Annotated in this window: 16 protein-coding genes; 10 read left to right on the top strand and 6 right to left on the bottom strand. The window is 70.9% G+C overall.

The annotated features are described in order from the left end of the window. Nucleotides 1-108: 108 nt before the first annotated feature. The 5 genes from ACH3VR_RS13725 (at nucleotide 109) to ACH3VR_RS13705 (ending at nucleotide 6,910) form a co-directional block, all read left to right on the top strand. Nucleotides 109-1,644, top strand: a complete 1,536-nt coding sequence (locus ACH3VR_RS13725) for an ABC transporter substrate-binding protein (protein WP_397556871.1) — start codon at nucleotides 109-111, stop codon at nucleotides 1,642-1,644. 79 nt (nucleotides 1,645-1,723) lie between these two features. After that, nucleotides 1,724-2,665, top strand: a complete 942-nt coding sequence (locus ACH3VR_RS13720; RefSeq protein WP_397556870.1) for an ABC transporter permease — start codon at nucleotides 1,724-1,726, stop codon at nucleotides 2,663-2,665. Further along, nucleotides 2,662-4,485, top strand: a complete 1,824-nt coding sequence (locus ACH3VR_RS13715) for a dipeptide/oligopeptide/nickel ABC transporter permease/ATP-binding protein (RefSeq protein ID WP_397556869.1) — start codon at nucleotides 2,662-2,664, stop codon at nucleotides 4,483-4,485. Before ACH3VR_RS13720 ends, ACH3VR_RS13715 begins: the two co-directional genes overlap by 4 nt. Next, on the top strand, nucleotides 4,482-5,375 hold the full coding sequence (locus ACH3VR_RS13710) for an ATP-binding cassette domain-containing protein (protein WP_397556868.1): 894 nt from the start codon (nucleotides 4,482-4,484) through the stop codon (nucleotides 5,373-5,375). Before ACH3VR_RS13715 ends, ACH3VR_RS13710 begins: the two co-directional genes overlap by 4 nt. Nucleotides 5,376-5,401: 26 nt before the next feature. Next, nucleotides 5,402-6,910, top strand: a complete 1,509-nt coding sequence (locus ACH3VR_RS13705; protein ID WP_397556867.1) for a sulfatase family protein — start codon at nucleotides 5,402-5,404, stop codon at nucleotides 6,908-6,910. A gap of 214 nt (nucleotides 6,911-7,124) precedes the next feature. Here the strand turns inward: ACH3VR_RS13705 and ACH3VR_RS13700 are convergent, their stop codons facing one another. From ACH3VR_RS13700 to ACH3VR_RS13685, 4 genes are read right to left on the bottom strand one after another with little or no spacing between them, the layout of a single operon-like run. Continuing rightward, on the bottom strand, nucleotides 7,125-7,481 hold the full coding sequence (locus tag ACH3VR_RS13700; protein WP_397556866.1) for a DUF202 domain-containing protein: 357 nt from the start codon (nucleotides 7,479-7,481) through the stop codon (nucleotides 7,125-7,127). After that, nucleotides 7,478-7,840: a YidH family protein gene (locus ACH3VR_RS13695; protein ID WP_397556865.1), complete on the bottom strand. Its 363-nt coding sequence runs from the start codon at nucleotides 7,838-7,840 to the stop codon at nucleotides 7,478-7,480. The genes ACH3VR_RS13700 and ACH3VR_RS13695 overlap by 4 nt, the downstream gene beginning before the upstream one ends. Further along, nucleotides 7,837-8,808: a formylglycine-generating enzyme family protein gene (locus ACH3VR_RS13690; RefSeq protein WP_397556864.1), complete on the bottom strand. Its 972-nt coding sequence runs from the start codon at nucleotides 8,806-8,808 to the stop codon at nucleotides 7,837-7,839. Before ACH3VR_RS13690 ends, ACH3VR_RS13695 begins: the two co-directional genes overlap by 4 nt. After that, entirely contained in the window at nucleotides 8,805-9,467 is a 663-nt protein-coding gene (locus tag ACH3VR_RS13685) for a TetR/AcrR family transcriptional regulator (RefSeq protein ID WP_397556863.1), read from the bottom strand. Before ACH3VR_RS13685 ends, ACH3VR_RS13690 begins: the two co-directional genes overlap by 4 nt. Before the next feature lie 252 nt (nucleotides 9,468-9,719). On the opposite strand from ACH3VR_RS13685, the gene ACH3VR_RS13680 reads away from it, so the two are divergent. From ACH3VR_RS13680 to ACH3VR_RS13660, 5 genes are read left to right on the top strand one after another with little or no spacing between them, the layout of a single operon-like run. Beyond that, nucleotides 9,720-12,200 carry a beta-glucosidase H gene (locus tag ACH3VR_RS13680; protein WP_397556990.1) on the top strand — a complete coding sequence of 827 codons (2,481 nt, stop codon included), beginning with the start codon at nucleotides 9,720-9,722 and terminating at the stop codon, nucleotides 12,198-12,200. Beyond that, nucleotides 12,197-13,324 (top strand): serine hydrolase domain-containing protein, encoded by a 1,128-nt coding sequence (locus tag ACH3VR_RS13675; RefSeq protein WP_397556862.1) that lies wholly within the window; start codon nucleotides 12,197-12,199, stop codon nucleotides 13,322-13,324. Before ACH3VR_RS13680 ends, ACH3VR_RS13675 begins: the two co-directional genes overlap by 4 nt. A 27-nt stretch (nucleotides 13,325-13,351) precedes the next feature. Continuing rightward, complete coding sequence (locus ACH3VR_RS13670) at nucleotides 13,352-14,854, top strand: glycoside hydrolase family 43 protein (protein WP_397556861.1); 1,503 nt, start codon at nucleotides 13,352-13,354, stop codon at nucleotides 14,852-14,854. Then, entirely contained in the window at nucleotides 14,851-17,706 is a 2,856-nt protein-coding gene (locus ACH3VR_RS13665; RefSeq protein ID WP_397556860.1) for an alpha-L-rhamnosidase, read from the top strand. Before ACH3VR_RS13670 ends, ACH3VR_RS13665 begins: the two co-directional genes overlap by 4 nt. 20 nt (nucleotides 17,707-17,726) lie before the next feature. Beyond that, the gene (locus tag ACH3VR_RS13660) at nucleotides 17,727-19,481 is read left to right on the top strand and encodes a DUF5605 domain-containing protein (RefSeq protein ID WP_397556859.1); all 1,755 of its coding nucleotides are present in this window, start codon (nucleotides 17,727-17,729) and stop codon (nucleotides 19,479-19,481) included. Between the two features lie 8 nt (nucleotides 19,482-19,489). Here the strand turns inward: ACH3VR_RS13660 and ACH3VR_RS13655 are convergent, their stop codons facing one another. Both ACH3VR_RS13655 and ACH3VR_RS13650 read right to left on the bottom strand, forming a co-directional pair. Continuing rightward, nucleotides 19,490-20,494 (bottom strand): LacI family DNA-binding transcriptional regulator, encoded by a 1,005-nt coding sequence (locus tag ACH3VR_RS13655; RefSeq protein ID WP_397556858.1) that lies wholly within the window; start codon nucleotides 20,492-20,494, stop codon nucleotides 19,490-19,492. Nucleotides 20,495-20,569: 75 nt separating this feature from the next. Next, nucleotides 20,570-23,398 carry an alpha-L-rhamnosidase gene (locus ACH3VR_RS13650; RefSeq protein ID WP_397556857.1) on the bottom strand — a complete coding sequence of 943 codons (2,829 nt, stop codon included), beginning with the start codon at nucleotides 23,396-23,398 and terminating at the stop codon, nucleotides 20,570-20,572. Nucleotides 23,399-23,428: the final 30 nt, after the last annotated feature.

Below are 23,428 nucleotides of genomic sequence, written 5' to 3'. Positions count from 1 at the left end.
TTTCATAACGACTTGGCGCTAAAACCTTGTGGTCACTCGGATTTCCCTCTAGAGTCTCACTCACAGCAGCCCGACGGTGGACTGCACACAGCATGTGGAAGGACGAGGATGTTCAAGTTCAAGCGGATGGCGGTGGCGACGCTCGTTGCCGCGGCGCTCGCGCTCGCCGGCTGCAGCGCCGGCGGTGGCGGCGGCGCGACCGGCAGTGGCAGCACAGGCGGCACGCTGACGTGGGGCGTCATCGCCCAGGCGACGACCTTCCAGCAGAAGGACATGCGGTGGGCGAACGAGTCGCCCTACGGCCAGGCCGTCTACGACTCGCTGCTCATCACGAACCCCGACTTCGAGGTGCAGCCGAACCTCGCCACGAAGTGGGAGTACAACACCGACAACACGGTCCTCACGCTCACCCTTCGCGACGACGTCAAGTTCACGAACGGCGAGACCCTGACGGCGAAGGATGCCGCAGCGAGCCTCCTCGCGTTCCGTGACGGCAACTCGCCGAACAAGTCCCTGCTGCGTCTCGTGACCGACGCCAAGGCCGTCGACGACACCACACTCGAGATCACGCTGTCCGAGCCCGACCCCGGACTGCTCACCGCGATCACCCAGAACGCGGGCCTGGTGGCGCCGGCCGACAAGGTCGACGACCCGGCGACGGCGACGGATCCGGTCGGCTCCGGCCCGTACATCCTCAACACCAAGGAGACGGTCGTCGGCAGCAGCTACGTCTTCGACAAGAACAAGGACTACTGGAACCCCGACCACCAGCACTACGACAAGCTCGTGCTCTCGGTCTACAACGCTGCGCCGGCGCTGCTGAGCGCGGTCCAGGGCGGCCAGGTGAACGTCTCGAACGTGATCGACCGCACCACACTGCCCCAGATGAAGGCCGCCGGCTACACGCTCAACGAGTCGCAGCTCGACTGGCAGGGCTTCCTGATCATGGACCGCGCCGGCACGATCGTTCCCGCGCTCGGCAACGTGAAGGTGCGTCAGGCGATCAACATGGCGCTCGACCGCGAGGCGCTCCTCAAGACGCTCATCAGCGGCTACGGCGAGGTCACCGACCAGATCTTCGCCCCCTGGTCGCCGGGCTACGACAAGAGCCTCGACACGCACTACAAGCACGACGTCGCGGGCGCCAAGAAGCTCCTCGCCGAGGCCGGGTACCCGGACGGCTTCGAGGTCACGATGCCGCGTGTCGGCTCGCTCCCCGCGGCGCAGTGGACCCTCATGGCCGACCAGCTCGCCCAGATCGGCGTCACCGTCAAGTACGACGACGTCCAGCCTGCCGACTTCATCAGCGCGATCCTCGGCGCGAAGTACGCCATGACGTGGTTCCAGCTGCAGATGGGACCGACCGACTGGCAGCTGGCGCAGTTCCAGATCGCGGAGAATGCGACGTGGAACCCGTTCCACTACACGACGCCCGAGGTCAAGGACTGGATCTCCACGATCCAGACCGGCACCGAGGACGAGGCGAAGAAGGCGGGCGCCGACCTGAACAAGTACCTCGTCGACAACGCCTGGAACGCCCCGTTCTACCGCCCGACGAACGTCTTCGTGAGCGACGCCAACACGAAGGTCCAGCCGCAGACCGGCAACGTGGTTCCCTACCTCTGGAACGTCCAGCCCAAGTAGGCCTCAGGTGCTGGGCCGGCCTCGTCGCCGGCCCAGCACCCATCCACTCAACCCAGGCTCTCCTTAAAAAGGACCACCGATGTTCCGCTTCATCCTCCGCCGCGTGCTCGCCGGCATAGTCCTCCTGTTCGTCGTCACGAGCATCGCCTTCATCCTTCTGTACCTGGGCGCCGGCGACACCGCGCGGCAGATCCTCGGGCAGGATGCCACGCAGGAGCAGGTCGCCCAGCTCAACGCACAGCTGGGATTGGACCAGCCCGTCCTCGTCGGCTACTGGAACTGGCTCACCAAGGCCCTCACCGGCGACTTCGGCACCTCCTGGTTCACCCAGCAGCCCGTCATCGACGCCATCTCGTCCCGCGTGGCCGTCACCCTCTCGCTCGTGATCGGCACGGTCATCGTCACGGCCGTCGTGGGCACCGCCCTCGGCGTCTGGGCCGCTCGCAAGCGCGGGGCGGCCGACCGGACGGTCCAGGTCGTCTCGGTGCTCGGGTTCGCGATCCCGGGATTCCTCATCGCGATCTTCCTCGTCAGCATCTTCGCGATCCAGCTCGGGTGGTTCAAGCCCACGGGCTTCGTCCCGCTCACGACATCCTTCACAGGGTGGCTCAGCACGGTGACGCTGCCGATCATCGCCCTTTCGGTCGGCGCCGTCGCCGCCATCGCGGCGCAGATCCGCGGCGGCGTCATCGACACGATGCGCCTGGACTGGGTGCGGACCCTCCGCAGCCGGGGCCTCTCCGAGAACAAGGTGCTGTACAAGCATGTGCTGCGCAACGCCGCCGGACCCGCACTCGCCGTGCTCGGCGTGCAGTTCATCGGCCTCATCGGCGGTGCCATCATCGTCGAGCAGATCTTCGCGATCCCGGGCCTGGGCCAGATCGCCACCACGTCGACGGCGCAGGGCGACATCCCCCTCGTCATGGGTCTGGTCGTCGTGACCGCCCTGATCACCGTGATCGTCGGCATCATCCTCGAAATCCTCCACGGATTCCTCAACCCGAAGGCGCGCGTCTCATGAGCGAGTCCGCAACCACCCCCACGATCGACATCCAAACCGAGGAGCGCGCCGCGCGCTCCCACGTGATGGCGCGCCTCCTGCGCAACCCGATGGGCCTCACGGCACTCATCATCCTGGTGATCGTCTTCCTGATCGCCGTGTTCGCCGACTTCCTCGCCCCCATGGATCCGAACAAGGCGGACATCAATCAGGTGATGGCGCCGCCGAGCGCCGACCACCTCCTCGGCGCCGACAGCGCCGGGCGCGACATCCTCTCGCGACTCCTCTTCGCGACGCGCTACAGCGTCGCCGGCGCACTGTGGGCCGTGCTCATCGCCGCCCTCATCGGCGTGACGAGCGGCCTCATCGCCGGGTACTACCAGAAGTGGTTCGAGACCACCTCGGTCGCCGTCATCAGCGTCATCCAGGCGCTGCCGGGCCTCGTCATCCTGCTGGCCGCACGCTCCGTCGTGGGTCCGTCGCTCTGGATCATCATGGCCGTCTTCGGTGTCATCCTCTCGCCCGCGTTCTATCGGCTGACATCCGCCGCGGTGGTGGGCGTGCGACATGAGCTGTACGTCGACGCGGCCCGCGTCGCCGGAGTGAGCGACGCGAGCATCATCGGGCGGCACATCCTCGCCGTCGTGCGCGCGCCCATCGTCATCCAGGCCGCGCTCCTGGCCGGCATCGCGATCGCCGTGCAGTCCGGACTGGACTTCCTGGGCCTCGGCGACCCCGACATCCCCACGTGGGGTTCGATGCTGTCCGACGCGTTCTCGCGGATGTACGAGGCCCCGCTCATGCTCGTGTGGCCGTCGGCAGCGATCGCCATCACCTCCATCGCCCTCGTGCTGTTCGGCAACGCCCTGCGCGACGAGCTGGAGCGCGCCGCCGCGAAGCCCAAGCGACGTCGGCGTAAGACGGTCGCGCCCTCCGCCCCGGAGCGGGCGGAGGCCACCGTGGTCCACCCGGAGCCGGAGGACCTGCGCCCCGCGCTCCTCGAGGTGACCGACCTCGTGGTCGGCTACGACCAGCCGGACGGCAGCGTCAAGCAGGTCGTCAACGGCGTCTCGCTGAAGGTCCGCAAGGGCGAGGTCCATGGCCTCATCGGGGAGTCCGGGTCCGGCAAGACGCAGACCGCCTGGAGCATCCTGCGCCTGCTGCCGGGCGGCGGACGCATCGTCTCGGGCACCGTCATGTTCGACGGGAAGGATCTGGCACACCAGTCCGACCGGGCGATGCAGAAGATCCGTGGCCGGAGGATCGCGTACATCCCGCAGGAGCCGATGTCGAACCTCGACCCGTCCTTCACGATCGGCGCCCAGCTCGTCGAGCCGATGCGCGCGACGCTCGGCATCTCGGCCGCCGAGGCCAAGAAGCGGGCGATCGCCCTGCTGGCGCGGGTCGGCATCCCGAACCCCGAGCGCACATTCGCGGCGTATCCGCACGAGGTCTCGGGCGGCATGGCCCAGCGTGTCCTCATCGCCGGCGCCGTCTCGTGCGAGGCGGACCTCATCATCGCCGACGAGCCGACCACGGCTCTGGATGTCACCGTGCAGGCCGAGATCCTGGATCTCCTCCGCGAGCTGCAGGGCGACCTCGGTGTGAGCGTGCTGATCGTGACGCACAACTTCGGCGTCGTCGCCGACCTGTGCGATCGCGTGTCGGTCATGCAGAACGGGCTCATCGTCGAGACGGGCACGGCGCGGGCCATCTTCGCCGACCCGCAGCATCCCTATACCCAGTCCCTGTTCGCCGCGATCCTCGAGGACGGCGCGGCACGCGGAGCGCTCGGCACGCCGACCGGTACCCGCACGCTCGAGGAAGGTGCAAGCCGATGACCACCGAACCGCTTCTCGTCGTCGACGACCTCGTCGTCGAATACCCCGCGAAGGGATTCCGCAAACAGCCCTTCCGCGCCCTCAAAGGGGTCTCGATCGACATCCATCCCGGTGAGTGCGTCGGGCTCGTGGGCGAGTCGGGCTCCGGCAAGACCACGCTCGGCCGCGCCGTGCTGGGTCTCGCGCCCGTCAGCGGGGGCAAAGTCGTGTACAAGGGCAAGGACATCGGACACCTCAGCCGCAAGCAGCGCCGCGCGCTGTCGGATGAGATCCAGGTCGTCTTCCAGGATCCGTACTCGTCGCTGAACCCGTCGCTCACGATCGAGCAGACGCTCGCGGAGCCCCTGCGGGTCAAGAAGATGTCGTCAGCCGACGCGTCGCGCCGCATCCGCACCCTGCTCGATCAGGTGGGCCTGCCGGCGAACTCGGCCACGCGGCTTCCCCGGGAGTTCTCGGGCGGTCAGCGGCAGCGCATCGCGATCGCACGAGCGCTCGCCCTCTCGCCCGAGCTCATCGTGTGCGACGAGCCGGTCTCGGCGCTCGACCTGTCGACACAGGCCCGCGTGCTCGACCTGTTCAAAGACATCCAGGAGGCCACGGGGGTGGCGTACCTCTTCGTCTCGCACGATCTGGCCGTCGTGCGCCACCTGAGCCACCGCGTCGCCGTCATGTACCACGGCGAGATCGTGGAGTACGGCGACGGCGACAAGGTCACGAGCAACCCCGATCACCCGTACACGCAGCGGCTGCTCCTGGCCGCGCCGGTCCCGGATCCTGCGCGTCAGGAGACACGCCGGATCGATCGCCGGCGGCTGCTGGACGAGCAGCGGAAGCAGGATCTCGAGTTCAGCATCACACGGACCGGCACGTCGCTCGTCGTCGGCGAGTGAGCCGCAACAACACGGAAGGACGTCCTGTGACGCGCCCCAATCTCATCTTCATCATGTCCGACGATCATGCGGCGCACGCGATCTCGGCATACGGAAGCCGTGTGAACAGCACGCCTCACCTCGATCGCATCGCGAACGAGGGGGTTCGGATGGATGCCGTCTACTGTACGAACTCCATCTGCAGCCCGTCCCGCGCGACGATCCTCACGGGGACGTACAGCCACATGAACGGGGTCTCCTCGATCTGGACCGAGATGGACTACCGGGTGCCGACGTTCGTCGAGGTCCTGCAGCAGCGGGACTACCGCACGGCGATGTTCGGCAAGTGGCATCTCGGCGAGCACGGCCAAGCGCTCCCCCGCGGATTCGACGCGTGGAAGATCTTCCCCGGTCAGGGCGACTACGTCGACCCGGAGATGATCGACGAGTCGGGTGCCGCCGTGGTCCCCGGCTATGCGACGGACATCGTGACGGATCTCTCCCTCGATTGGATCGAGAGCCTCGATCCCGACGACGCCTTCTGCATGCTCGTGCATCACAAGGCCCCGCACCGTCCGTGGATTCCGGACGAGAAGCACAAGCACCTGTACGCCGACGGCAGCATCCCCGAGCCGGACACCTTCTTCGACGACTACGCGACCCGCAGCAAGGCGGTTCAGGGCGTCCACATGACGATCGCCGACGACATGGGCGCCGACGATCTCAAGGAGGAGGTGCCCGAGCACCTGCGCGGACCGGAGAACCGCGAGGCCCGCATGCGCTGGAAGTACCAGATCTACATGCGCGACTACCTCCAGTGCATCCAGTCGATCGACGACAACGTCGGACGCCTGCTGGACTACCTGGAGGAGAAGGGCCTCGCCGAGAACACTCTGGTCGTCTACACGTCGGACCAGGGGTTCTTCCTCGGCGACCACGGCTGGTTCGACAAGCGCCTGATGTTCGATCAGTCGCTGCAGATGCCGATGCTCGTACGCTGGCCCGCCGAGATCGCAGCGGGCGGCCGCTGCGAGGCGATCATCACCAACGTGGACTTCGCCGCGACCTTCCTCGACGTGTGCGGCGTCGACGCCGCGGAGGCCCTGCCGACGTCGCAGGGGCGCAGCTTCCGGGCGCTGCTGCGCGGCGAACCCGCGGAGGACTGGGCGGATGCCGCGTACTACCGCTACTGGGAGCACGACGACCCGATCCACGCGGCGCCGGCGCACTACGGCATCCGCACGGAGACGCACAAGCTCATCTACTACTACGGAGCGGGTCTCGGCGTGCCGGGCGCGTCGGAGCGGATCTTCGAACCCGAGTGGGAGCTCTACGATCTCGTGGCCGATCCGGCCGAGCTGCGCAACGTCGCCGACGATCCCGCGTACGCCGACGTCCGCGCCGAGCTCGAGCGCAAGCTCGCCGAGTACCAGGCGCGGTACGAAGACCTGCCGTACACCGGCCCGGACACCCCGCGCCCCAAGTGGGGACCCCACGACGAGCAGCTCCTCGAGATGGTCGAGAAGTACGTCGCGGACGTCCGCAGCTCCAGCTGATCCATCATCCAGACGGCGTCGGCCGCTCCGCGATCGCGGGGCGGCCGACGCCGTCTCAGCGGGAACCCGCCACGTGCGGGGCGACCGCGAGCACGACCGTGAGGCTCGTGATGCCGATCGCGAAGATGAACAGCGCGAGGGCGAGGAGGACGCCCGCGCCCGGCAGGCGCGCCCGGTCCCCCTCGCGGNCCCCCCTCCCCCCCCCCACGCCGTCTCAGCGGGAACCCGCCACGTGCGGGGCGACCGCGAGCACGACCGTGAGGCTCGTGATGCCGATCGCGAAGATGAACAGCGCGAGGGCGAGGAGGACGCCCGCGCCCGGCAGGCGCGCCCGGTCCCCCTCGCGGCTGAGGAGGTCGTTGACGCGGCGGTAGCGTCGCCGCGCGGCGAGGTAGAGGGCCGCGGTCACGATGAGGCCGGCGACGCCGCCGAGCGACCACCAGGCATTGCCGAGCACGGCGGGCAGGAGCCGGAACGCGACGAGCGAACCGGCGGCCAAGGCGAGCGCCGTGCGCCGCCAGGCGAGCTCGGTGCGCTCGGGCTGGAGCCCGGCGTCGAAGAGAGTGCTCATCGCAGCAGGATCGCGAGCAGGACGAGGATTCCCGCGAGCGTGACCGAACACCCGAGGACGACGCCGAGCAGCGACGTCGGCAGAGGGCGGCCCTCGCGCAGAGCGAGTTCGGTGCGCATCCACCCGACCCAGGCCAATGCGGGCGTGAGGATGCCGACACAGACGAGGGTGAGCGAGGCCGCGAGGCGGAGGCCCGCGTGCAGGTCGAGCCCGAGCACCTCGAGCGCGACGCCGCCCGCGATCAGCGCGAGCGACGTGCGGATCCAGGCCAGGAAGGTGCGCTCGTTGGCGAGCGTGAAGCGGGCATCGGGCTCCGTCCCGCGGGAGAAGACCGAGCGGGGGAATCGCCGATCGCTCATGCCGCGACCGTCCGGAAGCCGGCGTTGCCCATCGAGGAGTCGGGAGTGTTCCGCGACCGTGCCGAGTTGCGGTAGCGGTTGCAGTACGAGATGTGGCAGAGATAGCTGCCTCCGCGCAGCACGCGCACCGACCCGGTCTCCGGCCCGGCCGGGCTCTCCGCGGGTGAGCGCGCGTAGTACGCGGGATCCATCCAGTCCTGGCACCACTCCCAGACGTTGCCGACGGTCTGCCACAGGCCGTAGCCGTTCGGCTCGAACGTCCGGACGGGCGCCGTGGTGAGGAATCCGTCCTCCTGCGTGTTCACGCGGGGGAACTCGCCCTGCCAGATGTTCGCGCGCCAGCCGCCCGCGTCGACCTCGTCATCGCCCCAGGGGTACTTCGCCTGATCGATTCCGCCGCGCGAGGCGTACTCCCACTCCGCCTCGGTGGGCAGGCGCCGGCCCGCCCACGCGCAGTAGGCGACCGCGTCGTTCCAGCTCACGTGCACGACCGGGTGGTCTTCCAGGCCGTCGATAGACGAGTCGCGGCCGCCCGGGCGTCGCCAGTCGGCGCCGCGCACGCCGAACCACCATGGCGTGCCCGACGCGGGCCCCATGACGTCGCCGGCGGGCGCCTGCACCGCAAGGTGGAACACGGCCGAATAGCCGAACGTCTCGGCCTCGGTGCGATAGCCCGTCGCCCGCACGAAGTTCTCGAACGCGGCGTTCGTGACGCTCGTGGCGTCGATCGAGTACGCGTCCAGCGTCACGCGATGCTGCGGCACCTCGCCGTCGGCGGCATTGCGATCGCCAGACGAGTCGCCCATGACGAATTCGCCCGCGGGGACGAGCGCCTGCTCCACCGAGTGAAGCGAGGTCCCCGAGACGGCATCGGGCGCGAGCGAGGGGCGCGCCCCGATCTGCACGAACTGCGAGCGCTCGGGCGCGCCGCACGCACACCCGTCACCGCAGCCGGCGTCGGTGCTCATGAGAGCTCGGCGAGATCGGCGCCCGGCTCCACGTCAGCATGGAACTCCTCGACGAACGACCCGAAGAAGTCCGCGAGCTCCTGCGCCATGTCGACGACGTCGCGGTCGAGCAGCCACTGGACCTGCAGTCCGTCCATGAGGGCGATCGTCGAGATCGCGGCCCGCACCGGATCGACGTCGACGCTGAGGCGCCCCGCCTCGCCGAGGCGACGGAACGCGTTCGCGATCGAGGACCGCGTGTAGTCGTAGCGCCGGATGAAGTACTCGTGGGCGGGGTGATCGGGCGAGGTCGCCTCGGCCGACAGGGTGCAGTAGAGCTCCACGACACCAGGGACGCTCGCGTTGTACGCCGCGAGGTCGACGAGACCGCGGAGGGTCTCCGCGCCGTCGGGAGCGTCCATGGGCACGAATGTGCGTGCCTGATCATCGCGGTGTTCGAGGACGGCTTCGAGCAGCTTGACCTTGTTCGGGAAGTGGTGCAGCAGCCCTGCCTCGCTGATTCCGACGAGGGTCGCGACGTCCCGGATCGAGCCCGAGCGGTACCCGGACTGCGCGAAGACCTCGAGGGCCGCATCGAGGATCGCGACCTTCCGCGCGCGTGTCTTGGCGTACTCGCCGCGCGGCTTGCGCACGGGCCGTGCATCGGTGGAGTTGGTCATCCTCGTTCTCCGCGTCCTGCGCTCACCGGATCGTGGTGAGACGTTCGAGAGCCGTTCCGTTCATTCTGGGGCACCGCATCGCGGAAACCTAGCGATCAGTCGGATTTCGCGTGACATCCGGTGCCGATCCTGTTGGGACTCCTGACCACACTATGCCCCCGTCGATCTAAAACCTAGCGATCACTAGGAATTGGTGCTAGCGTGACGTCAAGAGGATCCACGGTCGTGTCGCTCGCAGGCGAATCCGCATCGATGAATCCTGTCGAGCCGCCTCCGCAACCGAAGGACTGTCCCGTGACCTCGAATACGACGACACATCCGTCTCACCAGCCCGAGACCGTGCAGCACCTCATCCCGCTCCTCGAGAAGCTGACCCTCGAGCAGAAGGCGGCGCTCATCCAGGGTGCCGACTTCTGGACCACGGTCTCCATCCCCGAGATCGGCTTGCGCGCGATGACCCTCTCGGATGGCCCCGCGGGCGTGCGAGGCCCGAGGTGGGACGAGCGCGAGCCGTCGCTCAACCTCCCGTCGGGCTCGGCCCTCGCCGCCTCGTGGGACGTCGAGCTCGCTTACCGCTACGGTGCGGCCGCGGCCTCCGAAGCCCGTCGCAAAGGCGTCGACGTCGTGCTCGGCCCCACGATCAACCTGCACCGCTCCCCCCTCGGCGGCCGCCACTTCGAGTGCTTCAGCGAGGACCCCGAGCTGTCGGCCGAGCTCGCGGCCGCCTACGTGCGCGGCCTGCAGGACAACGGCGTCGGAGCGACGCCCAAGCACTACGTCGCCAACGACTCCGAGACCGATCGCTTCACGGTCGACGTGCAGGTAGACCCCCGCCCGCTGCACGAGCTCTACCTCGCGCCGTTCGAGCGCGCCGTCGAGGCGGGCGCCTGGACGATCATGAGCGCCTACAACTCCGTGCACGGCGCCACGATGACCGAGCACGACCTGCTCGAATCCCCGCTCAACTCGGTGTGGGGCTTCGACGGCGTCGTGATCAGCGACTGGACCGCGGTCCGCTCGCTCGGCGCGATCCCCGCCGCCCAGGACCTCGCGATGCCCGGCCCGGCCCCCGCGTTCGCGGGTCTGGTCGATGCCGTGCGCGACGGCCAGGTCGACGAGGCCGACATCGACCGCAAGGTGCTCCGCCTGCTCCTCCTCGCCGAGCGTGTCGGCGCCCTCGCGGGCAGTGAGCCGAAGACGCCCAGCGAGATCGACGGCGTCGCCTTCACGCGCGAGGCCGAGATCGCCGGCACCGTGCTGCTCGCGAACGACGGCGTGCTCCCGCTGAATGCCTCGTCCCTCGCCCGGATCGCCGTCATCGGCCACAACGCGCGCGAGGCGCGCACGCAGGGCGGCGGCAGCGCGACCGTGCTCCCGGAGCGCATCACGTCGCCGCTCGACGGCATCCGCGCCGCCTTCCCGGGCGCGCACGTGCGCTACGAGCTGGGCGCCGTCGTGCAGGAGGGCGTGGCCGAGATCCCGCTCGACCGGCTGACCAACCCCGTCACGGGCGAGCCGGGCGTGCGCGTCACCTTCTACGACGCCGACGGCGCCGAGATCTTCGCGGAGGACCGCCGTTCGACGGCGCTCGTCTGGTTCGGCGGCGACGCCCCCATCTCCGCCAGCCGCCGAGTCGTGATCGACGGCATCTACACTCCTGCGGAGTCGGGCGAGATCCTGCTCGGCTTCGCGGGTGCCAACCCCGGTCGCCTCTACATCGATGATGAGCTGGTCGTCGACGACGTGCCGGTCATCGAGGGCACCGACCTCGGCGCCGCCTTCCTCAACCCGCCGTCGCTCACGGCGGCCGTGCCGGTGGAGGCGGGTGTCGCCCGACGCTTCCGCGTCGAGCTCACGCTCGAGCAGGGCGGCGCGCTCGCCGGTGCGCTGTCGGCGACGGTCGGGATCGCGCCCGACGACTCCGACCCGGAAGGACTCATCGAGCGCGCCGTCGAGGCCGCCGCGGGCGCGGACGTGGCGGTCGTCGTCGTCGGGACCAACTCGAAGGTGGAGTCGGAGGGCTACGACCGCCCCGACCTCGACCTGCCCGGTCGCCAGGACGATCTGGTGCGCGCGGTCGCTGCGACCGGCACGCTCACCGTCGTCGTCGTGAACGCGGGCGCGCCTGTGGTGCTGCCCTGGGCGGGTGACGTCGGCGCTGTCGTGCAGGGCTGGTTCGGCGGCCAGGAGTTCGGATCGGCCCTCGCCGATGTGCTGTCGGGCGCGGCCGAGCCCGGCGGGCGCCTGCCCACGACGTGGCCCGCGACCCTGGCGGACGTGCCCGTCACCGACGTCACCCCCGACGAGGGCGTCCTCCGCTACACGGAGGGCCTGCACATCGGCTACCGCGCATGGCTGAAGGACGGCGCCGCGCCGGCGTTCCCGTTCGGGCACGGCCTCGGCTACACGACGTGGTCGTGGGGCGTCGCCCAGCGTGACGGCGACGTGCTCGAGGTGACCCTCGCCAACACGGGCGAGCGCGCCGGCAAGCAGGTCGTGCAGGTCTACGCCGAGCGCGCCGAATCCGAAGTGGAGCGCGCCGAGCGCTGGCTCGTCGGCTTCGCCGCCGTGCAGGCGGGGCCCGGCGAGACCGTGACCGCCCGCATCCCGCTTCCCGCCCGCCGCTTCGCGCACTGGGCCGACGGCTGGATCGTCGAGCCCGGCGCCTACACGCTGCGGGCCGGGGCCTCGGTCTCCGACCTTCCGCTCTCGTTCGAGTGGGAGCTCGCGTGACCGCACCCGTCGACGGGCTGCTCCAGGGCACGGCCGACGCGCGCCTCGACGAGGTCGTGACCCGGCTCGCGGGCTTCCTCGCCGCCGATCCCGACCTGTCGTTCCAGGCCGCCGCCTTCCACGACGGCATCGCGGTCCTCGACGTGTGGGGCGGGCCCCACCTTCGCGACGACTCCGTCATGGTGCCCTACTCCGTGACGAAGAACACGATCGGCCTCTCGATCGCGCTCCTCGTCGAGCGCGGCGAGCTCGATCTCGACGCGCTCGTGGCCCTGTTCTGGCCGGAGTTCGCCGCACACGGCAAGGGCGGTGTCACGGTGCGTCAGCTGCTGTCGCACCAGGCCGGGCTGCCGCAGGCGACCCCGGCACTGGAGTGGGACGAGCTGCTCGACCACCACCGCGCCGCCGAGCGGCTCGCCGCGAGCCCGCCCTTCTGGGAGCCCGGCAGCGCCTTCGGCTACCACGCCGTCACGATCGGCAACCTCGCGTCGGAGCTCGTGTTCCGCGTGACGGGCCGCACGCTGCACGAGTACTACGAGCAGGAGATCCGCGCACCGCACGGCATCGACTTCTTCCTCGGCCTGCCGCCCGAGCTCGATGCCCGGCGCTCTCCGACGCTGCCGATGATCCGGCCCGTCGCCGACGCATCCCCGGCGTTCGACTCGATCCTCGGACCCATCGTCTTCGGCGACCTCGGGTCGTTCGACCTCGCCAACGACGAGCGCAGCTGGCGCTTCGGGCATCCCGCGGGATCGGGCATCGGCACGGCGCGCGGCCTCGCACGCCTGTTCGCGGCCGCCGTCACGGGCGTCGACGGCGCGGAGCCGTTCCTCTCGGCCGACACCGTCTTCGCGGTCGGAAGCCAGCAGGTGAGCGGCTACGACCAGGTGCTCGGCCAGCCGCTGCGCGCGCACTCCATCGTGTTCCAGAAACCGACGCCACAGCTCGCCTTCGGCGGGCCTCGCGCCTTCGGGCACGACGGCGCGATGGGCGCGCTCGCGTGCGTGGACCCCGACACGGGGGTTGCGTTCGCATGGACGATCGCCCGCGGCCCCTGGCCCGGCGGCGCCGATCCCCGAGCCGTCGGGCTCGCCCGCGACCTCGGCCGCATCCTCTCCTCCTGACCCCCCCCGACACGCGAAGGACTCCCGATGACGACGCTGTACAACCCGCTCCTGGGCGGCTTCCACCCCGACCCGTCGGTCGTGAAGGTCGGCGACGCCTGGTATCTCGCCACGAGCACGTTCGAGTACCTCCCCGGCATCCCGATCCACCGCTCGACGGATTTCGAGACGTGGGAGCTCATCGGCCACGTCGCGACGCGCGTCGGCCAGCTCGCGGTCGAAGAGGTCCCGACGGCCGGCGGCGCGTGGGCGCCGACGATCCGGCACCGCGACGGCGTCTTCCACCTCGTCATCACCGATGCCATGGGCCGGGGGATGCTGCACTTCACCGCGACGGACGCCGCGGGACCGTGGAGCGACGGCGACCTCATCCTCAAGGCGGACGGCTCGGGAAGCGTCGATGGCATCGATCCCGACATCGCGTGGGATGCCGAGGGGAGCGCCTACATCACCTTCTCCGGTCTCGTTCTGAGCGGTCCCGAGATCGGCGCGCACCGCGGCATCCAGCAGGTGAAGGTCGACCTCGAGACGCATGTGGCCCTCGAGGAGTCCCGGTCGCTGTGGTCGGGAACGGGCGGCGGGTTCCCCGAGGCGCCGCACCTCTACGAGGTCGACGGGCGGTGGTACCTCATGATCGCCGAGGGCGGCACGGAGCGCGGCCACGGCATCTCGATCGCCCGCAGCGCCTCGCCCGAGGGTCCGTTCGAGACCGCACCGCAGAATCCGCTCGTGTCGGCGCGCTCGACGACGCGCCCCATCCAGAACACCGGTCACGGCGACCTCGTCGTGGGCCCCGACGGCGAGTGGCTCTGCGTGCTCCTCGGCGTGCGTCCGCGCTCGATGACCCGCGCGTTCTCGGCGCTCGGACGCGAGACGTTCGTGACGCCCGTGCACTGGGAGGACGACGGCTGGCCCAGGATCGAGCCCGTCCTGCTCAACGCACGCCCCGGTACGCGCGTCGAGGTCGTCTTCGACGAGCCCCTCGACGGCGAGTGGATCGCCGTGCGGGCGCTGCCCACGGCTGTGTCCCAGATCGCGGAGGGGTCGCTCGTCCTTCGCGGGGACGGTTCGACGCTCGACGACCCGCGGCCCGTGTTCGTGGGCCGCCGCCAGGAGCACCTCACGAATGCCGTGACGGTGACGATGGATGCCTCGCGCGGTGTCGGCGGACTCGCGGTGCGCTACGACGAGCACTTCCACGTCGAGGTGGAGGCGGGAGCGGGGTCTGTGACGGCGCGCGCCGTCGTCAGCGGCCTCGTGCAGGAGTGGACGACGCCGTTCGAGGGCGACGTGCTCGACCTGCACATCGACTCGCGCAAGCCCGCGCCGACGGGCGGCTTCCCCCGCACGTCCGACGAGTTCGACCTCGCGGCGACGATCGACGGCGAGCGGATCCACCTCGCGACGGTCGACGGCCGATTCCTGTCGTCCGAGACGACGGAGTCCTTCACTGGTCGCGTGATCGGCGTCTACGCTGTCGATGGCGTTGTATCGTTTCAGCGCTGGATCGCCGAAGGAGACGATGAATGACCGGATGCCGGGTCTCGGCACTGCTCGCCGAACTGCGTGACGACACCCCGTTCGTCGCAACCTCGACGCCCCGCCTGACGTGGCGGGTCGAGGCCGACGAGGGCGACTGGGTGCAGGCATCCGTCGATCTCACCGACGGGATCGACTCGGTGACGCTCGACGGCGACGCGAGTGCCCTCGTGGCATGGCCCTTCCGGCCGCTCGCGTCCGGTGAGTCGCGTGACGTCACGGTGCGCGTGCGTGCCCTGTCCGGCGCCGAGACCGAGTGGAGCGACCCCCTCCGCGTCGAGGCCGGCTTCCTCGCCGACGGCGAGTGGATCGCGCAGCCCGTCGGGCTCGCCGAGCCCGACCGCGAGGCGCAGCCCGCGCTCGTCCGCACGACGTTCACCCTCGACCGTCCCGTGCGGCGCGCCCTGCTCTTCTGGACGGCACTGGGCGTCGCCGAGCCCGAGCTCAACGGCACCGCCGTGTCGGACGACGTGCTCTCCCCCGGCTGGACGGCCTACCGCGACCGGCTCGTGCACGAGACCGTCGACGTCACGGGCCTCATGCGCGAGGGCGAGAACGTGCTCGCGGCGACGATCGCGGGCGCCTGGTACACCGAGAAGTACGGCTTCTTCGTGTACACGAACCGCCTGTACGGCACGCAGCCGTCGTTCCTCGCGCAGCTGCGCGTCGAGTTCGCCGACGGCACCGTCGAGACCGTGGCGGCGACGGACGCCTCGTGGGAGGCGAGCGGCGACGGTCCCGTCGTCGACAGCGGGATCTATCCGGGCGAGCACCAGGACCTCCGACGAGTGGCGCCAGGATGGTCGAGCCCGGCGTCCGACCCCTCGACAAGCTCGGGGACCGAGGGTGCGACCGCGGGTGCCGCCCCGGCATGGACGCCGGTGCGGGTCGGCGCCGCCGCGAACCCGGGGTACGAGCACGTGCCCGTGCCGGAGGCGCGCATCGCCGCGCCCGTGCGCCGCATCGAGACCCTTCCCGTCCACGGCGTCATCGCGACGCCGTCGGGTGGCACGATCCTCGACTTCGGGCAGAACCTCGTCGGTCGCCTCCGCGTGCGGGTGACGGCGCCCGCGGGAACCCGAGTCACGGTCCGTCACGCCGAGGTGCTCGAAGACGGCGAGCTCGCGACCCGGCCCCTCCGCAACGCCGCCGCGACGGCGACGTTCGACCTCGCCGGCACGGGCGAGGAGGTGCTCGAGTCGCGCTTCAGCTTCTACGGCTTCCGGTACGCGCAGATCGAAGGCGTCGACCTCGACCCCTCCGCCGTCGAGGCCGTCGTGCTGCACTCCGACATGACGCGCACAGGCTGGTTCGAGGCATCCGATCCCCTCCTGTCCCGCCTGCACGACAACGTCGTGTGGGGCATGCGCGGCAACTTCCTGTCGATCCCGACCGACTGCCCGCAGCGCGACGAGCGCCTCGGCTGGACGGGCGACATCCAGGTCTTCGCACCCACGGCGAGCTTCCTCTACGACTGCGCCGGGTTCCTCACCTCGTGGCTGCGCGACCTCGCGCGCGAGCAGGCGCGCAACGACGGCGAGGTGCCGCTCGTCATCCCCGCGGCGCTCCCCGCGTTCGGCGGGGTCGGGCCGACGGCCGCGTGGGGGGATGCCGCGACCGCCGTGCCGACCGTGCTGCACGCACGCTTCGGCGACCTGGAAGTGCTCGCGGCGCAGTATCCGAGCATGAAGGCGTGGACAGACGCCGTCCTGCGCGACGCGGGACACCACGGCCCGTGGGCCGGCCGGATGCAGCTCGGCGACTGGCTCGACCCGTCGGCGCCGCCGGACAAGCCGGGCCAGGCCAAGGTCGACGGCGACATCGTCGCGACGGCCTACCTCGCGCAGTCGCTGCGCCAGGTCGCCGACGCCGCCGAGCTGCTCGGATTCGAAGACGACGCGGCGACCTACGCCGAGCTTTCCGAGCGCAGCCGCACCGCCTTCGTCGCGCACTACGTGACCCCCGCGGGCCGCATGATGAGCGACGCGCCGACCGCCTACGCACTGGCGCTCGAGTTCGACCTCGTCACCGACCCCGAGGTGCGCCAGGCCCTCGCCGACCGCCTCGCGGCCCTCGTCCGCGAAGGCGGCTACCGCATCGCCACCGGGTTCGTCGGCACCCCGCTCGTCACCGACGCGCTGACGTCGGGCGGACACCTCGCCGAGGCGGAGCGGCTGCTGCTGCAGACCGAGTGCCCGTCGTGGCTCTACCCCGTCACGATGGGGGCGACGACCGTCTGGGAACGCTGGGACAGCCTCCTCCCCGATGGCTCGGTCAATCCGGGCGAGATGACGTCGTTCAACCACTACGCGCTCGGCGCGGTCGCCGACTGGCTGCACCGCACCGTCGCCGGTCTCGCGCCCGACGCCCCGGGCTACCGGCGCCTGCGGATCGCTCCGCGCCCGCTCGCGGCGCTCTCGCACGCCTCGGCGCGGCACGTCACGCCGTACGGCGAGGCATCCGTCTCCTGGCGGCGCGACGGCGACGAGCTCGTCGTGCACGCGGCCGTCCCGGCCAACACGACGGCGGTCGTCGACCTGGCGGGACTCCCCGCGACGACCGTCGGATCGGGCTCGCACGAATGGCGCGTCGCCGCACCGGCGGCCAGCGCGCGTCCGCCCCTGCCGGGACTCGACGCCTCTCTGGCCGACGTCATCGACGACCCGCGCGCGTATCGGGCGGTGCTCGACACGCTCGCCGAGTTCGACGCCGACCGCGCCGAGGCCATCCGCGCCGAGACCGTCTGGGGCGCGGGCCGCTCGCTGCGCTCGGCACTCATGTTCACTCCCCCGCCCGTGCTCGCCGACGTCGATCGCGCCGTGCGCGAGGCCACCGAAGCCTGAACCCCCTGGAAGGGACTCTCATGTTCGACCGCCGCTCCACGTTCGGCGAAGCGCTCGACCACCCCGGTGCGCGCGCCATCCTCGAGCGCTACATGCCGGGCATCGCAGCCTCGCCGATGGCGACGCAGTTCCGCGACGGCCGGCTCGGCTCGCTCATCGCGATCGTGCCGGCCCTGGAGGACGAGTCCGAGCGCCAGAAGCTCTGGGATGCCCTCGCGGAGGTCGGCGACGACGTGCAGCGTCCGCCCTACGCGCCCGCGATCGCGCCGCGCGCCGACTACGAGGGCGACGAGGTGCAGCGCGGCTCGGCATCCGTCATCCTCCCCGCCGACGTCGTCGCGACGTGGGACGTCCTCGAGGTGCGGTTCACCGGCCCGTCGCACGGCAATCCCTTCGTCGACGTCGAACTCGACGCCGTCTTCACGCGCCCCGACGGCTCAGAGGTGCGGGTCGGAGGCTTCTACGACGGGGACGGCGCCTACGCGGTGCGCGCCCTCGCCGACGCCGAGGGCGAGTGGTCGTTCGTCACGCGGTCGACGGCACGGTCGCTGGACGGGCTGACCGGCGCCGTGGCCGTCGGCCCGGCGCGCGAGGGCGCGCACGGACCGGTCCGTGTCGACGGCTTCCACTTCCGTCATGCCGACGGCACGCGGCACCTCCCGCTCGGCACGACGGCCTACGCGTGGACGCACCAGCCCGACGAGCTGCAGGAGCAGACCCTGCGCACGCTCGCCGCGTCCGCGTTCACGAAGATGCGCATGTGCGTGTTCCCGAAGTCGTACCTCTTCAACGCGAACGAGCCGGCCGACTTCGTCTTCGAGGGGTCGCTCGACGACGGGTTCGACTGCACGCGGTTCGACCCGGCGCACTTCCGTCGCCTCGAGCAGCGCATCGCGCAGCTCGCCGAGCTCGGCATCCAGGCCGACCTGATCCTCTTCCACGCCTACGACCGGTGGGGTTTCGCCGACCTCGGCCCTGCCGTCGACGAGCGCTATGTCCGCTACGTCTTGCGCCGCCTCGCGGCGTTCGCGAACGTGTGGTGGTCGATGGCCAACGAGTACGACCTGCTGTGGGCGAAGGACACCCCCGACTGGGAGCGGCTCGCGGCGGTCGTCGGCGAGGAGGACCCGGTCGGGCACCTCAACTCGATCCACAACTGCCGCCCCTTCTACGACTACTCGAAGCCCTGGATCACGCACGTCAGCGTGCAGCGCGTCGACGTCTACCGCACCTCGGAGAACACCGACGAGTGGCGCGAGCGGTGGGGCAAGCCCGTCGTGATCGACGAGTGCGCCTACGAGGGCGACATCGACCAGGGCTGGGGCAACATCACGGGTGAGGAGATGACGCGCCGCTTCTGGGAGGGCGCCATCCGCGGCGGCTACGTCGGTCACGGCGAGACCTACCTCCCCGACCCCGGCGGCGACGAGGTGCTGTGGTGGTCGAAGGGCGGCGAGCTGCACGGCTCCTCGCCCGACCGCATCCGGTTCCTCAGGCAGCTGCAGGAGGAGACGCCCGGCGGCGTATGGAACCCGCTCCCCTCCGACTGGGATGTCCCGTGGGGCGGCACCGACACGCACCGCGTGGCCTATTTCGGCTTCAACCGCCCTCGGTTCCGCAACATCGTGCTGCCCGAGGGCGACTGGACGGTCGACGTCGTCGACACGTGGAACATGACGGTCGAGCGTCTCGACGGCACGAAGTCGGGCACGGTGCGGGTCGAGCTCCCGGGCCGCCAGTACATGGCCGTGCGCCTCATCCGCGTCGGCGGCTGAGTCCCGCGTCAGCCGGCCGTCGACTCGCGGACGACGAGCTCGGGCTGGAACCGCACGGCGCGGTCGTGGCTTCCGCCGGGGTCGTCGAGCTCCTTGAGCAGCAGGTCGACGGCCGAGTAGCCGATCGCGTGCGCGGGCTGGCGCACCGAGCTCAGCGGCACGACCGTCGCGGCGGCGAAGTCGATGTCGTCGTAGCCGACGAGGGCGATGTCGTCGGGCACGCGCACGCCGCTGAGCAGGCTCAACGCCTGCAGCACGCCGACGGCCAGCAGGTCGTTGGCGGCGAACACGGCGTCGGGCCGCTCCGCGAGGGGTCGCTCGCGCAGCCTCTCGCCGGCCGCCCGACCGCTCAGCACCGTGAGCGCGGGCACCTCGACGACCTCGAGCGTCGCGCCCTCGACATCGGCGACGGCGCGGCGCGCGCCCTCGAGCCGGTCGGCGACCTGGCGGATCGACAGCGGTCCGCCGACGAACGCGATGCGCCGGCGCCCGATCGCGGTGAGGTGCGACGCAGCGAGGTAGCCGCCCTCGACGTCGTCGACGGCGACCGACGCGAAGTCGTCGCCGGAGACCTCGCGGTCGACGAGGATGACGGGGATGCCGCTGCCCTGCAGTCGCTCGAGCGGTGAGAGGTCGTCGGACGAGGGCGTCACGAGCACGCCGTTCACCCGCTGCTCGCGGAACAGTTCGAGGTGCGCGTTCTGCCGCTCCACGCGCTCGTCGCTGTTGACGAGCAGGACGCTCATGCCCTCCTCGGCGGCACGGTCCTCGGCACCGCGGGCGACCTCGGCGAAGAAGGGGTTGCCGACGTCGAGCACGACGAGCCCGATGCTGCGGCTCCGGCCCGCGCGCAACTGGCGCGCCGCGTCGTTGCGCACGAAGCCCAGTTCGTCGATCGCCGCGAGCACGCGCTCGACCGTCGCCGGCGATACCTTGCCGGGCCGGTTGAGCACGTTCGAGACGGTGCCCACCGACACGGATGCCGCCGCCGCGACGTCACGCACGCTGACCATCACCTCGTCCTCTCGTCCCCCTGCCGATGACCGTGAGTGTAGGGCACCGGCCGCGGCCCTGCTCCGCACACCGACTCACGGCCGCGCATTCGCGCCCGCTCGCTGGGCCGACAGCTCGGCCAGACGCTCCGCGACCGCCGACCGCAGCGCGGGGTCGGTGTCGCGGGAGATCGCCTCCCCGAGCTCACGGCCCGGCAGCCATTCCATCGTCCTGCGGAACGCGGTCGCAGCGGCCGGCTTGCCGGTCTCGAGCAGGTCGAGGATCGCCTGGTAGGCCTCGGCGTCGTCGATGACGGCGGCGAGACTCGAGTCGAGACCCACGTGCGCGGGCGGCGCGGGCGTCGCCGCGTCGGCGACCTCCCACGCGTGCGAACCCGACCCCACCTCGTGCGTCGCGCCGTCCGGCAGCACGACGGTCGCCGTCGTGTTGGGCGGCACGAGCGCCTCGACCCGCACGACGCCGTCGGCGCGCGACCAGCCCGCCGCGGCCCGCCCGTAAGGGGTGAGGTGCTCGGCGCGCGCCGAATCGAACCCGGCGAGGGGCCGCGGCTCGATGCGGAGGCGCGCATAGCCCGGTGCGTCGGGTGCGAGGCCCGCGACGACGCGGTGCAGCCAGTCGCCGATGGCGCCGAAGGCGTAGTGGTTGAAGGAGGTCATCTGCCCGGGGTTGATCGTGCCGTCGGGCAGCATCGAGTCCCAGCGCTCCCAGATCGTCGTCGCGCCCATCGTCACGGGGTACAGCCACGACGGATCCTCCGTCTGCACGAGGAGGCGCCGCGCCGTCTCGAGGTGGCCCGTGCGGGTGAGGGCGTCCTGGATGATCGGCGTGCCGACGAAGCCCGTCCCGATGCGGTAGCCCGACCGGCGGGTCAACTCGGCGAGCCTGTCGCCGAGGACCGCGTGCTTCTCGGCGGGGGCGATCTCGAAGACGATGGCCATCGCGTACGCCGTCTGGGCGTCCGAGACCATGCGTCCCGACGGCGTGACGTACTCTGCGAGGAACGCGGCGCGCACCTCCTCCGCGACGGCCGCGTACTCGGTCGCCTCGTCGTCACGGCCGAGCAGGGCCGCGGCGCGGGCCACGGCATCCGTCGACCGGAACAGGTACGCGCTCGCGACGACGTCGGCGTCGGTCTTGGCCTTCGCCGGGGAGTCCGGCGGCGCGTCGGGGTCGAGCCAGTCGCCGAACTGGAAGCATCCCTCCCACAGGCGCCGGGGACCGGCGATGCCGAGCAGGAGGTCGGTCCACGCCTTCATGCTGTCGTACTGGCGCGCGAGGGTCGCGGTGTCGGCGTAGCGCTCGTGGAGCACCCAGGGCACAATCGTGGCCGCGTCGCCCCAGGCCGCGGCGGGCCGTCCCGGGATGACGTTCGGCACGACGAACGGCACGACACCGCCGGCATCCTCCTGCTCGAGCGCGAGGTCGCGCAGCCACGAGTCGAGGAATCCGCGCACGTCGTACAGGAAGCTCGCCGTCGGCGCGAAGACCTGGATGTCGCCCGTCCAGCCGAGGCGCTCGTCGCGCTGCGGGCAGTCGGTCGGCACGTAGAGGAAGTTGCCGCGCAGGCCCCACACGACGTTCTCGTGCAGCTTGTCGACGAGGGGGTCGGATGCCTCGAACCAGCCCGTGCGCTCCATGTCGGAGTGGATCACGACGGCGGTGATGTCGGCGGGATCGAGCTCGCCCGGCCATCCCGACACCTCTGTGTAGCGGAATCCGTGGAAGGTGAACTCGGGCTCCCACTCCTCGACGCCCGAGCCCGCGAGCATGAAGCGGTCGGTCGCCGCGGCCTTGCGCAGCGGCCGGGTGCCGAGCTCGCCGTGCTCGAGCACCTCGGCGTGCCGGAGGGTGACCTCGGTGCCGGCCGGACCGCTGACACGCAGGCGCAGGCGCCCGACGAGGTTCTGTCCGAAATCGAGCACGGTCCGGCCGCTCGGAGTCGTGATGACATCGACGACGGGAACCTCCTCGATCCGTCGGACGAAGGGCGAGACGCGCGCCTCAGGTTCGACGAGAGGCTCCTGCACGGCGACGGGATGCCACGCCGCGGCGTCGTAGCCCGCCTCGGCGAAACCGCGCCCCTCCGCGTCGACGAGCGCGCGGCGCGCGTCGCAGGTCTCGCCGGCATACAGCCCGCTCGCGACGATGGGGCCCGTCGAGGCGCGCCACGAGGCATCCGTCGTGACGAGCTCGGAGCGCCCGTCGGCGTACTCGACGAGCAGCTGCGCGGCGAAGCGGGGCTGGTCTCCGTAGTGGAGCCGGGAGTTCTCGCGGAAGCCGAAATGCTCGGTGCCCCACGCCCCCGCGAGCCGCACGCCGATCGCGTTCACGCCCTGCGCGAGCAGCGCCGTGACGTCGGTCGTCTCATGGATCGTGCGGCGCAGGTAGGGCGTCCACCCCGGCTTCATCACCTGGTCGTCGACGTCTGCGCCGTTGACGGCCGCCTGGTAGACGCCGACCGCTGTCGCATAGAGCGTCGCGCGCCGCACGTCACCGGTCACCTCGAACTCGGTGCGCAGGTACGCGGGCTGCCCCTCCGATCCGGGCGCGGCGAGGCCGATCGTCGCGGCCCGCCACTCGCCCTGGCCGAGGAAGCCCCCGACGATGCGGCGGGGTGCGCTCCATTCGCCCGCGGCACCGTCGGCACCCGTCACGCGCACGCGCAGCGACACCTCCTCGCGCGGCGCGAGCGGCGCGAAAGGCCATGCGACCTGCGTCGAGGCGCGTCCCTCGACGAGGTGCGATTCGGCGCCGCCGGCCCGATCCAGCGTGAGCTCGGCACGCGCCTGCACCCAGTCGGAGGCGTCGGTGTCGGTGATCCAGCCGATGACCGGCGCCGGCGAGGCGACGACGTCGCTGCGGTATGGGGCGTCGATCACCACGCGGGCGGTCGGAAGACTCATGGCACTCCTCTGTGCAGATCGCGGCGGGAC

It is taken from the genome of Microbacterium alkaliflavum (genome assembly GCF_044325405.1).
Lineage (GTDB): Bacteria > Actinomycetota > Actinomycetes > Actinomycetales > Microbacteriaceae > Microbacterium > Microbacterium alkaliflavum.
Note: the sequence above shows the minus strand (reverse complement) of the source record. Positions and strands in the feature narration are given on the sequence as shown.